This window comes from Chryseobacterium angstadtii, from assembly GCF_001045465.1.
In the GTDB taxonomy this organism is placed as follows: Bacteria; Bacteroidota; Bacteroidia; order Flavobacteriales; family Weeksellaceae; genus Chryseobacterium; species Chryseobacterium angstadtii.
Genome location: NZ_LFND01000002.1, coordinates 373,715 through 386,283 on the forward strand (window position 1 = coordinate 373,715; position 12,569 = coordinate 386,283).

11 protein-coding genes and 1 other RNA gene are annotated in these 12,569 nt (G+C 36.8%); 5 read left to right on the forward strand and 7 right to left on the reverse strand.

The genetic code is table 11. The features are described from left to right. The first annotated feature begins 249 nt into the window (after positions 1–249). Positions 250–1,500, forward strand: a complete 1,251-nt coding sequence (locus tag ACM46_RS07000; protein WP_048505922.1) for a hypothetical protein — start codon at positions 250–252, stop codon at positions 1,498–1,500. A 533-nt stretch (positions 1,501–2,033) separates the two neighbouring features. Here the strand turns inward: ACM46_RS07000 and rnpB are convergent. Further along, positions 2,034–2,357, reverse strand: an RNA gene (gene rnpB, locus ACM46_RS22805) — RNase P RNA component class A. A gap of 391 nt (positions 2,358–2,748) precedes the next feature. On the opposite strand from rnpB, the gene ACM46_RS07005 reads away from it, so the two are divergent. The 3 genes from ACM46_RS07005 to ACM46_RS07015 are packed head-to-tail and all read left to right on the forward strand — an operon-like array spanning position 2,749 to position 5,594. Beyond that, positions 2,749–3,240: an RNA polymerase sigma factor gene (locus ACM46_RS07005; protein ID WP_048505923.1), complete on the forward strand. Its 492-nt coding sequence runs from the start codon at positions 2,749–2,751 to the stop codon at positions 3,238–3,240. Next, positions 3,233–3,907, forward strand: coding sequence for a hypothetical protein (locus ACM46_RS07010; protein ID WP_048505924.1), 675 nt, complete (start codon positions 3,233–3,235; stop codon positions 3,905–3,907). The genes ACM46_RS07005 and ACM46_RS07010 overlap by 8 nt, the downstream gene beginning before the upstream one ends. 58 nt (positions 3,908–3,965) lie before the next feature. Beyond that, positions 3,966–5,594 carry an AMP-binding protein gene (locus tag ACM46_RS07015; protein WP_048505925.1) on the forward strand — a complete coding sequence of 543 codons (1,629 nt, stop codon included), beginning with the start codon at positions 3,966–3,968 and terminating at the stop codon, positions 5,592–5,594. A 398-nt stretch (positions 5,595–5,992) separates the two neighbouring features. On the opposite strand, the gene rpoN is transcribed toward ACM46_RS07015, so the two are convergent. The 6 genes from rpoN to ACM46_RS07045 form a co-directional block, all read right to left on the reverse strand. Beyond that, on the reverse strand, positions 5,993–7,456 hold the full coding sequence (gene rpoN / locus ACM46_RS07020) for an RNA polymerase factor sigma-54 (protein ID WP_048505926.1): 1,464 nt from the start codon (positions 7,454–7,456) through the stop codon (positions 5,993–5,995). 159 nt (positions 7,457–7,615) lie between these two features. Continuing rightward, complete coding sequence (asnS, locus tag ACM46_RS07025; RefSeq protein ID WP_048505927.1) at positions 7,616–9,064, reverse strand: asparagine--tRNA ligase; 1,449 nt, start codon at positions 9,062–9,064, stop codon at positions 7,616–7,618. 94 nt (positions 9,065–9,158) lie between these two features. Next, on the reverse strand, positions 9,159–9,803 hold the full coding sequence (locus tag ACM46_RS07030; protein ID WP_241485975.1) for a hypothetical protein: 645 nt from the start codon (positions 9,801–9,803) through the stop codon (positions 9,159–9,161). 30 nt (positions 9,804–9,833) lie between these two features. Beyond that, positions 9,834–10,433 carry a CDP-alcohol phosphatidyltransferase family protein gene (locus tag ACM46_RS07035; RefSeq protein ID WP_048505928.1) on the reverse strand — a complete coding sequence of 200 codons (600 nt, stop codon included), beginning with the start codon at positions 10,431–10,433 and terminating at the stop codon, positions 9,834–9,836. Beyond that, positions 10,430–11,071 carry a hypothetical protein gene (locus tag ACM46_RS07040; RefSeq protein ID WP_131707552.1) on the reverse strand — a complete coding sequence of 214 codons (642 nt, stop codon included), beginning with the start codon at positions 11,069–11,071 and terminating at the stop codon, positions 10,430–10,432. Before ACM46_RS07040 ends, ACM46_RS07035 begins: the two co-directional genes overlap by 4 nt. 10 nt (positions 11,072–11,081) lie before the next feature. After that, the gene (locus ACM46_RS07045; protein WP_131707553.1) at positions 11,082–11,537 is read right to left on the reverse strand and encodes a hypothetical protein; all 456 of its coding nucleotides are present in this window, start codon (positions 11,535–11,537) and stop codon (positions 11,082–11,084) included. A gap of 95 nt (positions 11,538–11,632) precedes the next feature. On the opposite strand from ACM46_RS07045, the gene ACM46_RS07050 reads away from it, so the two are divergent. Further along, the gene (locus ACM46_RS07050; protein WP_048505931.1) at positions 11,633–12,559 is read left to right on the forward strand and encodes a helix-turn-helix domain-containing protein; all 927 of its coding nucleotides are present in this window, start codon (positions 11,633–11,635) and stop codon (positions 12,557–12,559) included. The last annotated feature ends 10 nt before the right edge of the window (positions 12,560–12,569 follow it).

Here is a 12,569-nt window from a genome sequence, read left to right on the forward strand (position 1 = left end):
GGGAGTTAATCTAATCCACAATGAGGCTGTCCCAAAAGGGCAGTCTTTTTTACTGTCATTCAAATCTGTAATAAAGTAAAAATTATAATAGAAATCATATAACAGCTCTATTTAAAAATCTGAAATACTATCCACAGAAAAAGATCAGCTTCAAACTACTATAAATTCTAGTTTTGATAATTTTTTAACAAAAATAAAATGAATTACATTTGGATTTATAATAAATTTTATTAGTTTTATAAAAAAAACATGAAAAAAATATTATTTCCTTCCCTGCTTTTAGCAGGGGTATTCACCTATGCCCAAATTGGTATCAACAACGATCTTCCCCAAGCTACACTGGATATTACAGGCCACCCAACCGATAATTTAAAATACGACGGAATTATTGCACCCCGGATTACAGGAGATTTGTTAAAAACAAAAAATTATACTTCTTCCCAGACAGGCGCTTTACTCTATGCTACAGCTGCAGATTCTAGTCCCGGCGGACAGACTATACGGGTGACGGCTCCGGGCTATTACTATTTTAATGGAACAGTATGGCAGAATTCAAGCGGTAACGACTGGCATACCGATGGAAATTCAGGGACCAATGCCGGAAGTGATTTTTTGGGAACTACGGATTTGAGTGATTTGGTTTTCAAAACAAACAATGTAGAAAAAGGAAGATTCTATACCGCTGTTAATGCTGAAAATATATCATTCGAAACCACCGATGACGCATATATTAACGGAGTCCAGGTTGGAAGAGGAAAAGGAAACCAAAACCAGAATACCGTTGTAGGAAATATAGCCCTACAATCCATAACCACCGGAAATACCAATACTGCGCTTGGTTGGGAATCTATGTATTTCAATACTTCAGGAACCTCAAATACCGCAGTCGGGGGAAATTCTTTATTAAGAAACACTTCAGGATCTTATAATATTGCCATGGGTCTCGATGCTCTTGAAGATTCTTCCACAGGATCTTACAATATCGGGATAGGAAATTTTGCAGGTGACGAACTTCTTTCAGGCTCTAACAATATAGCCATAGGAAATGACACCAAATTCAACAACAATTCAGGAGACGGCCAGATTAATATAGGAAATGTTTTATTCGGAACCGGGGCTTCTAACAATTCCGCGACTAATACCTCTAAAAAAATTGGAATTAATATTTCAGCTGTTCCTAATTCCACATTACAGATAGAAGGCTCATTGTCCACATCATTTGCAGTTGCCAATTCTAACAATATCACATTAGATGAATCTCATCATACCGTAAGAATTTATGGAGGAAATACAGGAATTACACTTCCGGACGCAAGTACCTGTAAAGGGAGGGTTTATATACTGATAGGAAGCAATGGAATTTCTTCAAAACCAATTTCCGTTGCTGCAGGTTTGGGAATCTATGATGATGTAACGAATGCTAATATCACTTCAATTACCCAGAGAGAAAGATACCAGATTCAGAGTGACGGAAGCGGATGGATTGTTATCGGAAGATAGAAATTATTCTTTACCATAAAACAAAAGCGGAGAGCAGTCTCCGCTTTTTTATTAAAACTGTTTAAACTTTTTTATTAAACCACAAATCTACTGAATCTGTGAAATCTGTGAGATAATTTTTAAACATTAAGATCAATGAAGATGATAAGTCAAGTTAAGATAAAATCCAATGGATTTTTTTAAGCTACAAGGAAATACTTAAAGCGAAGCTTACCTTAATTATTCTTCAATGCTTAAAAATCTTAATGGTTTATTATTTAACGATACGAGTCACAAAAGCTTTATTTTAAACACTTTAGGAGTGATTTTTAAATTTAAATACTTTGCGCATAGAAGTTCAAATAAGCCTTTAAAAATCTTTGATTTTTATTCTTTTGAGAGAACTTTTATCATATCTAACAGCTGTGCAAATAGCTTTTGTCTCTTTTGTGGTTAAGCTTAAAATGTGTTTACACAGACCTATTTTATACTTTTAATGTCTTGCTAAAAAGTTTAAACAAGTTTATTGTAAAAGATTTAGTAAGTATATAAAAATCACGAGAAAATCTGTAAGCCGGATTTTGTACTTCCGAAAAAGTGCCTGTTATTTATCTACGTCTTACATTGCTGCAAAACTTGAGCTGATTACCCCTCGGCTTTCAGGACGAGCCGCCCCTATTCTCATTGCTGAAAAGAACCGATATACTTATCATTGCACCACAAAGAGTTTACCTGGTTTCACTACAGCCGAACTGTACTTGCTTTCTGTTGCACTTGTCCTACCCTCACGGGTGACGGATGTTATCCGCTTTGCTGCTCTACGGTGTCCGGACTTTCCTACCCCTGCCGAAACAGGAATCAACAAGCCGATTTTCTCGCGGTTGCAAAGATACGGATTATTTGGTGATTTGACGATGCGGTGATTTGATGATTTGTTGATGCGTTAATTTAATATGATGATGATTTTCCGACATGCTGATTGGGGAATGTGTTGATTTTTTTGTTGATTAATAATATTTGAATTGGTTGAAGCGATTTAATATTCAATAGGAATGGGCATATTTAACAAAAGGAAAAGTACCCTGGCTTTAGCCGAAACCTAAAAGACAATCACCATCTCAACGATTCTTTACCTTGATTCTCCCAGCACATTATCAAATCATCCCATTATCGCATCAACAAATCATCAAATCACCGCATCAACAAATTAACGCATCAACAAATCATCAAATCACCGCATTATTACTATCTTCGTGGCATTATATATCTATGACTTCCAGAGAAAAAGAATTTGCGCAGCTTATCAAAGATAATCAGGGCCTGATTATTAAAGTTTCGCGTCTTTACACTAATTCTCTTGAAGATGAAGAGGACCTGTTTCAGGAGATCGTACTGCAGCTTTGGAGAAGCTACGATTCTTTTAAAGGGAACTCTAAAATTTCTACGTGGATGTACCGCGTAGCCCTTAATACAGCCATTACTCTTTTCAGAAAAAAAAGCAAAAGCCTTCCTACCAACGAGCTGGATATCAACCACAAAGATTTTGTGGAAGATGATGACGAAAAACAGCAGCAGATATCGCTTCTGTATACCGTCATCAAAACCCTGCCCAATGTAGAAAGAGCAATTGTAATGATGTATCTTGACGACCTGCCTTATAAGGATATCGCAGAAAACCTCGGGATTACCGAAGTTAATGCACGTGTGAAAATGAACAGATTAAAGAAGACCCTTAAAGAACAGATGGAAAAATATGCCTGATTTTGATTTAGACAGCTTTAAGAAAACATGGCAGGAGCAACCTGTTCAGCCAAAGTACGACAGCACTGAAATTCTCCAGATGCTGAACAGAAAATCACGCAATTATGTGAAATATATTTTCTGGATCAGTGTCGCTGAATTTTTATTCTTTTCTGTTCTGGGATTATTTTATTTCTTTCAGGACGAAGAATCAGAGAGTTTCCGTAAAATATTGGAGAAGCTGGGAGCTCAGAAATCTCCTGAAATAGAGACGAATTTTGACTATGCTTATCTGGCTATAAAAATATTAAGCCTCCTTATTACCGCTTACTTTGTCCTTAAATTTTATCAGAATTACCGCAAAATAAAAATTGAAGAAAACCTTAAAGGTCTCATCATCAGAATTATTAAATTCAAAAAGACAGTCAATGCTTTCATCCTGATCAGCATTGCTTTGCTGGTAGCGTTTACCTTTGTATTTACGGCATTTATATTTTATGTTTTAAATTCTCAAAATGTACGGCCGGCCCAGTCCAATCTTATTATCGTTATTATCGGGATCATTGTAAGTACCATTTTATGTGTTCTGCTCATATGGCTTTATTACAGACTTGTATACGGAATCATCATCAGAAAACTGGATAGAAATTTAAAGCAGCTTAAAGATATAGATTTACAGGAAAGTTAACGTAAACGGGCATCAGTTCAAGATTTTTCATTAATTTTACGCCACCAAATCTTAAACTATGCCATTATCTTATGTCCATGGAGCCTCCTCAATTCCATTACTGGGACAAACTATCGGAGGAAATCTCAAAAAGACTGTTGAAAAATACCCGAACCAGGATGCTTTAATCTGTGTTCATCAGGGATACAGAGCTACTTATCAGGAATTTTACAATCAAACTACTGCCGTTGCAAAAGCTTTAATTTTTTTAGGAGCCAAAGCCGGAGACCGAATTGGGATCTGGTCTTCAAACCGCTATGAGTGGGTTCTTTTACAGTACGCTACTGCCCGCATAGGAACAATATTGGTGAACATCAATCCGGCTTACAGAACGCATGAGCTTACCTATGTGATCAATCAATCCGGAATCCGGTATATGTTTTCATCTTTAAGCTTTAAAACAAGCAATTATAAGGAAATGGTGGAATATGCAAAGGAAGTCTGCCCCAGCCTTGAACATGAAATTTTCTTTGATGACAACTGGGAATTCTTTCTGAATAATGGCCAGAATATTTCGGATGATACCCTTCACAGTTTTGAAGAACATGTTCAGTTTGATGATCCTGTAAACATTCAGTATACCTCCGGAACCACCGGTTTTCCAAAAGGAGTTACCCTTTCCCATCATAATATTCTGAATAACGGATACTTTATCGGAATACGTCTGAAATATTCCGAGAAAGACCGCGTATGCATTCCCGTTCCCTTCTATCACTGCTTCGGAATGGTCATCGGAAATATATGCTGTACTGCTCACGGCGCCTGTATGGTGATTCCCAATGACAGTTTTGATCCGGATATCACCTTAAAAACGGTTTCCGAAGAAAAATGCACTTCTTTATACGGAGTTCCCACCATGTTTATTGCAGAACTCGCCACAAAAGATTTTGAAACGTATGACTTTTCAAATTTAAGAACCGGAGTAATGGCCGGCTCTGTCTGCCCGCCGGAGATCATGAAAAAAGTGGAAAGCCTCATGAATATTAAAGAAATGAGCATCTGCTACGGAATGACGGAAACGTCCCCCGTTTCTACCCAAACCCTGATAGGAACGCCCCTTGAAAAGCAGGTAAGTACTGTAGGAACCGTTCAAGATCATCTGGAAATCAAAATTATTGATGAGAACGGAAAGACGGTTGAACGCGGCGAGCACGGTGAATTGTGCACCAGAGGATATTCTGTAATGCTGAAATACTGGAATGATCCTGAAAACACCAAAAAGGTACTGGATGATTCCCGATGGATGCACACCGGAGACCTGGCGGTTATGGATGAGGACGGCTATATTACCATTTCAGGAAGAATAAAAGACCTTATCATCCGCGGTGGTGAAAATATCTCACCCAAAGAGATTGAAGACTTTTTATACACTTATTTGAACATTCTGGACGTGCAGATCATCGGAATTCCAAGTGAAAAATACGGAGAAGAGGTGATGGCATGGATCAAAGTCAGAAAAGGTTTTGAAGTAACAGAAGCTGAGCTTTTAGAATACTGCAAAGGAAGAATTGCCCATTATAAAGTTCCGAAATACTGGAAGTTTGTGGATGAATTTCCAATGACAATTTCCGGGAAAATAAGGAAAGTGGAAATGCGGGAGATTTCGATCAAAGAATTGCAACTGGAAACATTCAAGCAGCGCTCTTGATCATGTCTGGAAGATGGAAGCAGGAAGGTTGAAGTGATTGAGACTGAAAACAAAATTGCAGGATCGTTTTTCTTGTTTGCTAACGAAGCTACCCTTGTCAAGGTTTAAAACCTTGACAAGGGTACTTATCTCCAGCTTCCATCTGTATCCTATTAATTTTCCTCAATCCAAACTCAGGCTAATTATAAACAAAACTGCGTCATTAATTAAGCTGTATGAATAAACAGCTGCTTAGTCATATCGATGAAATTGATCACTCTTAGCTCACTTAAAATATAAAAAAAAATAATAATTCTTTGCGTAAAAATATCCCGCAGATTGAGCAGATCCTGCAGATTTATCATTAAAAACAAAAAAGCCCAGAGATTCTGGGCTTTTACTTATTTATAAATCACTTATTAAAGTTCTTTTCTTAATCTTGCTACCGGAATATTAAGCTGTTCACGGTATTTGGCAATTGTTCTTCTGGCGATATTGTAGCCCTGTTCTTTAAGGATCACCACCAAAGCATCATCGGTAAGCGGTTTACGTTTATTTTCTTTCCCGATCACTTCCTGAAGATGGGTTTTAATCTCTTTGGTAGAAACTTCTTCACCGTCATCATTGGTCAGACTGTCTGAGAAAAGGTCTTTCAGATATACAATTCCGTTCGGTGTATCTGCGTATTTACTTTTCACCACTCTTGAAATGGTGGAAATATCAAACCCTGTAATATCTGCAACATCTTTCAGAATCATTGGTTTCAGGGATTTTTCATCTCCTGTGATAAAATAATCTTTCTGGAACTTTACAATAGCCGTAATCGTCTGAAGTAAGGTGTTCTGACGTTGGTTAATGGCATCAATATACCATTTTGCCGCATCCAGTTTCTGTTTGATGAATAAAGCAGCCTGTTTGTGCTCCGAAGAATTTTTATCGTGAGAATAAGTCGTCAGAATGTCTTTATATTCCTCAGAAACTCTTAAAGTCGGGGCATTTTTGCTGTTAAGCATCGGGATAACGACTCCGTCTTTCACCTGAATTACAAAATCCGGGATAATTTCCTGGTTGATGGTGATGGTTTGGGTATCGAAATTACCTCCTACTTTTGGAGAAAGTTTTGAAATTTCATCCAGTGCATCTTTCAGATCATCTTCTTCAATATCGTACTTCTGGATGATTTTATTGTAGTGCTTATTGGTAAGAGCATCGAACTGATGTCTTAAAATATTGGCGGCCAGGGAAACTGCTTTATCAGAGCTCACCTTCTTTTCAATCTGAAGCAACAGACATTCCTGAAGGCCTCTGGCACCCACTCCCGGTGGATCCAGCTTCTGAATGTAATTTTCAAGAATATCTTCTACCTTTTCCTTTGTGGTGTAAATTCCCTGCGAGAAAGCAAGATCATCCACGATGGCTTTGATCTCTCTTCTTAAATATCCGTCTGTATCGAGGTTTCCGATAAGGTATTCCGCAATCTTTTCATCTTCATCACTGATATTCACCAAATGAATCTGTTCCAGCAGATAGTCATACAGCGACTGTCCTTCCGTCAGAAGACTTTCGTTGTCGAATTCTTCATCATCCGGAGAATAGTTGCTGGACGCCGTTTTATAGCTGGGTTCATCATCGTAGATATATTCGTTGACGTCAAAATCTGTTTCAATACTGGAAGTTCCCTCATCCTGATAAGCATCTTCAAGGGAAGAGTAATCATCTTCCTTAGAATCTTCCTTTACAATTTCCAAAGCAGGATTTTCCTCGAGCTCTCTCTCCAGCTCCTCTTCAAATTCCAGGGTATGAAGCTGAATAAGCTTCATCAGCTGGATTTGCTGAGGGGCCAGCTTCTGTCCTAGTTTGAGTTGTAAGTGTTGTTTTAGCATATTAGTCTTTGTGTTTTAACATAACATATTCCACGAATTTAATAAATTTATTCGATAAAAAACGCATTTAGCATGATTTTTGCATTATACATCTTAATATAATAAACTATTAGAAAATAAAAAAGCCTTAATTTTTACATTAAGGCTTTTTTTATCGTTCTAGAATTCAGCGCTTTTCGGTGTTCTAGGGAAAGGAATTACGTCTCTGATGTTCGTCATTCCTGTAACGAAAAGAACCAGTCTTTCCAATCCTAAACCAAAGCCCGCATGCGGTACAGAACCGAATTTCCGGGTATCAAGGTACCACCAAAGTTCATGTTCATCTACATGCATATCTGCCATTTTCTGTTTTAATACATCCAATCTGGCTTCTCTTTCGGATCCACCGATAATTTCTCCGATGCCAGGGAAAAGAACGTCCATTGCTGCAACCGTCTTATTGTCATCGTTCAGCTTCATATAGAAAGCTTTGATCTCTTTCGGATAGTCGAACAATACAACCGGGCTTTCAAAGTGTTTTTCCACCAGGTATCTTTCGTGCTCAGACTGAAGATCTGTTCCCCAGTTTTCAACCGGATACTGGAATTTTCCTTTTTTATTTTCTTTTGAGTTCAATAAAATCTCAATAGCTTCCGTATAACTTACACGCTTGAAACGTTTCGCCACTACATTCTGAAGCTTTTCAATAAGACCTTCTTTCGCTCTTTCTTTTTCTGGTTTTCCTTTCTGTTCTTCTTCAAAACGCTTATCCAGGAATTCAAGATCGTCTTTACAGTTATCAAGAACATACTGAATTACGTATTTCAGGAAGTCCTCTGCAAGATCAATGTTGTCTTCAAGGTTGTTGAATGCTACTTCCGGCTCTATCATCCAGAATTCCGCAAGGTGTCTTGTTGTGTTTGAGTTTTCCGCACGGAAAGTAGGTCCGAATGTATAAATTCTTCCCAATCCCATAGCTGCAGTTTCTCCTTCAAGCTGTCCGGAAACCGTTAAGTTCGTTTTTCTTCCGAAGAAATCCTGTGCAAAATCTATTTCACCGTCTTCAGTTCTCGGGATGTTGTTCAAGTCAAAGTTGGTCACTCCGAACATTTCTCCTGCTCCTTCCGCATCAGCCCCCGTGATTACCGGTGTATTGATGTAAAAGAACTGATTTTTGTTGAAGAATGAATGCACTGCAAAGCTTACCGCGTGACGCACTCTGAAAACAGCCCCGAATAAATTCGTTCTGAATCTTAGATGAGCCTGCTCTCTTAAAACTTCCAGCGAGTGTTTTTTAGGCTGAAGAATGGTTTTGTCCCTGTCTTCTGTGAAGTTATCTCCTAAAATAACAATCTTTTTCGCTACGATTTCAACACTTTGCCCGGCTCCCTGGCTTTCCACCACTTCACCAATTACCTTTAAAGAGGCAGCAGTACTAATTTTACTGATGATTTCCTCATCAAAATTTTCAAAATCAACAACTACCTGCAAATTATTGATCGTAGAACCATCATTAAGCGCTATAAAGCGATTAGCACGGAAGGTTCTTACCCAACCGTAAACCGTAATGTCATGATGTAATACTTTCTTGTAATCCTGTAGGATTTCTTTAATCGTTTGCTTTTTCATTTGTTGATTATAAATTTTCGTTTAAAAATTAACGACTGCAAAGTTACAAAAAACGTTTTAAGACTTAAACAGTTCTATTCGTTTAATTTCATAATTATTGCCAAGAAACCGGGTATTGCATATAATCTAAAAATCCGTTTGTTTCGAAAAGTATATCATATCCCTGATCTGTTAAATAATAATGACAAACCTTTACTTCATTATTTCGTTTCGGGAACGTTAAAACGGCAGGACAAAGCTTTGCTTTATTAAGTTTCAAAGCAAATACTTCGTAGTCTTCATTTATTTTTTTTCTACTGAAAATCCCCAAAGATCTGTCATTGATAAATCGTGCGATCTTTATATCTTTTAAAGAATAGGTAAAAAATTCATATTTTATTCCTTCGTACTTAGCGCAATTTTCATTCATTGTCGAAGAAATTGTGAGAGAATCTTTAGTAATATTTTTAATGACACCAGACCGGAATCTTTTTCCGTCGCTAAATTCTAAGTCATAAATTGCTTCCATTCTGATGGTAAATCCGTCTTTCGCAGGCTTCCAGCTTTTTGCAGGATCAATTAACTTTCCTTTCTTTTGAATAATTAAAACATATCCGGGTTCATATTTGCATTCATAATATTTCTTGTAATTTAACTCATAGTCCAAACTATCTTCAACCGTTTTAAACTGTCCGTTAATAGATATTCCAGACATCGCAACGAGTAAAACATAAATGATTTTTATTCTTAAAGCTTCCATATTTTATTTTTGAATTAGATGGGTCAATATTTAATTAAAAAAAACTGTCTTTTTAACAATTTTTCCTTTTCTGATTTTCCAAGCGTGATAAGAACTCGGAACATCATATTGCCACTTTGGAAGTATAAGAACGATCAGAATAACATCAATATGAGAGATAAATCCCAGTATAATTGTAAGATAAAAAGCCCAGCCTGCCTGTTGAAATCCAATTAAATAGGTAAAAGCAATCAACAGACTCAAGCCCCACATTTTCGATAAAAAAGCATGTGTACAGGTTTCTTTTCCGAATTTCCAGAGACTGATGATGTAGCAGAGTGCCTCCATCACGAAGATTAAAAGTATCCCGTACCATTCGTTTTTAATTAATTCAGGGTTCAGAAAGTAGGCAGCAAATCCCAGTGAAAGCCAGAAAATTAAATCAACCTGACTATCCATTCTCCTCAATTTCTCGGAAGAAACTCCCACTTTTCTTGCGATAATTCCATCGAAGATATCCGTCAATAATCCAAAGTACATTAAAATTAAAATTAAAAACTTCGACTCTTCTCCTTTAAACCAGGCCAAAGAAAGAATAACGGGTGCCAGAATCAATCTGACAGCAATTAAAATATATGGTATTGTTTTCATGATTTCTTAGCTTTAAAGTTCCAGTTGATTAAAGGAAAACTTCTTTTTTCATTTTTATTCCAAAAACCAATCTGTATTCCCCTTGAATCTTGACAGACATTAAACAGGCCAACCTGAGCACCTCTGCATTTTTGGGCTACGTTGGCAAAAGTAGAGACAGCAACTCCTTTTGTCGTATGATGAAAATTATACAATGGTGACAGGGCAACTCCATTGGTCACCGAAGGAGCACTTATATTGCTGGATACATTGATTTCAAGACCATTGGTAACTGTAGGTTCCATATTAATGATAGACAGCTGCATCCCATTAATTTTATTCATTTTTTCCGGCAAAGGTTCCGAAGCAATATCATTAATCGCCCAATTATTAATCGATGGAATGCTTACAAGAAGCAATGCCGGAAAGAAAATCCCCAGGCCATTAAATCCCAATCCAACACCATTAACTTTTTTAGGCCGTATCTCATTATCAACCTCATCATAATACTTAATAAGCATCCCATTAACATTTTTCGTTTTTTTAGAAGGTGAAAAACCAATAAGCCTGGGCTTATTCAATTGGGTATTCAAACTGTCCTGAGCATTGATAATACTCCCTATAAAAAGGCCGATTATCAGTAAAATTTTTGTTTTCATATCTTTTATTTTAAAATCCAATTTTTAATTTTCCGTACGCATTATCATTCCCGCTTAACCTTAGCGTTAAACCAACTGTGAATCCTTTAATTGGCATTTTTTCTTTTCGATAGGGTAAAGAATAGCCAATCCCTAAATCCAGAAAATTAAGGAATGAGATACCTCCCAACAGATAAGCGTTTGAGAATGAGCTTCCTGCTTTCAGAAAACAGCCGGATTCCGTATTGTAATTCAAATGCAAATCCGGCAAAGCATGTAACTTCTCATCATGATAAACTACACCTAATCCGGTCCCTAAAAAAAGCTTATCAGCATCTCCGGAATTGTTCAGAAACCATTCTAATCCTATTTTGATCTGATTTCGGTTTGCATAAGAATAATCTACATAATAAACAGGCTGCCATTTCTGAGCAGACAAAAATCCGCTGCCAAGTACCATGATCAATAATTCAATTTTGATTTTCATCTCTGTAATTTTCATCAAAAGTAATTGGAGTTGATCGCGATATAAATGTGTAAAAACATTAATATTTTTACTAGATTTGTGAAAATCACAAAAACATGTATCAGGAAGCTTTATTAAAGGAAGTCCGTAAAAGAATTGGAGAAAAATCGCTGAATGATGAGATCGCCAATATTCTTAACATCAGCTATGATGCGGCTCACAGAAGAACTTCACTGAAGGCTAAGTTCAGTTTTGAAGAGGCTTTGGAACTGGCCAGATATTATCAGATTTCACTCAATCAGTTCATCACTTCAGACCATCAGATTGTGGTACAGAAGACTTCCGCAGTGACTACAACGGATGATTTACAGTCTTTTTTTCAAAATAACCTCAGTGTTTTTGAAAATCTGCCGCTTTCTGAGGAAATGACTATTTATTATTCTGCGAAAGATATTCCGTTTTTCTATACGCTCTCAGATACATTACTTTCCCGTTTCAAAATTTATGTATGGATGAATTTACTGAATGCCAAACAGGTTTTTATTCCTTTTCTGGAGTTTTCTCCTCCTTTTTTTGAGACGGACACCAAAGAATTAAGACGGAAATATGAGGAACAGAATGTAGTGGAATTATGGAATGAAATGACGATTTCCAGTATTCTACAACAGATTTCTTTTTATGACGATACGGGACTTTTACAAAAGAAAGAAGCGAATATTATTCTGGACGAGCTGAAGGAACTGATCCAATATATTGAACAAAAAACGGAAAGCAATCCCAAATTTCATCTGTATGAAAATGAATTAATGCACCTTTCCAATGATATTTTCTTCTATCATCCACAACAGTCGCTTTTTGCATTGCCCACCAATATGTTTGGGTATATTTTAGTGAATGATGCCAAAACCTGCAGCGAAACCCAGAATTATTTTGAGCACCAAATTAAAAATTCAAAATCGATGAATACTTCCGGAAATCGTGACCGAAAAATATTTTTCAACAGAATGTATCAACAGATTGAAAATTTAAAACAAAAACTATAGAAAGCTTTTA

Coding starts and splice junctions, on each gene's coding strand:
- ACM46_RS07045 (WP_131707553.1), bottom strand. CDS start 11,537: ATGAAAATCAAAATTGAATTATTGATCATGGTACTTGGCAGCGGATTT.
- ACM46_RS07040 (WP_131707552.1), bottom strand. CDS start 11,071: ATGAAAACAAAAATTTTACTGATAATCGGCCTTTTTATAGGGAGTATT.
- ACM46_RS07015 (WP_048505925.1), top strand. CDS start 3,966: ATGCCATTATCTTATGTCCATGGAGCCTCCTCAATTCCATTACTGGGA.
- ACM46_RS07000 (WP_048505922.1), top strand. CDS start 250: ATGAAAAAAATATTATTTCCTTCCCTGCTTTTAGCAGGGGTATTCACC.
- ACM46_RS07010 (WP_048505924.1), top strand. CDS start 3,233: ATGCCTGATTTTGATTTAGACAGCTTTAAGAAAACATGGCAGGAGCAA.
- asnS (WP_048505927.1), bottom strand. CDS start 9,064: ATGAAAAAGCAAACGATTAAAGAAATCCTACAGGATTACAAGAAAGTA.
- ACM46_RS07005 (WP_048505923.1), top strand. CDS start 2,749: ATGACTTCCAGAGAAAAAGAATTTGCGCAGCTTATCAAAGATAATCAG.
- rpoN (WP_048505926.1), bottom strand. CDS start 7,456: ATGCTAAAACAACACTTACAACTCAAACTAGGACAGAAGCTGGCCCCT.
- ACM46_RS07050 (WP_048505931.1), top strand. CDS start 11,633: ATGTATCAGGAAGCTTTATTAAAGGAAGTCCGTAAAAGAATTGGAGAA.
- ACM46_RS07030 (WP_241485975.1), bottom strand. CDS start 9,803: ATGGAAGCTTTAAGAATAAAAATCATTTATGTTTTACTCGTTGCGATG.
- ACM46_RS07035 (WP_048505928.1), bottom strand. CDS start 10,433: ATGAAAACAATACCATATATTTTAATTGCTGTCAGATTGATTCTGGCA.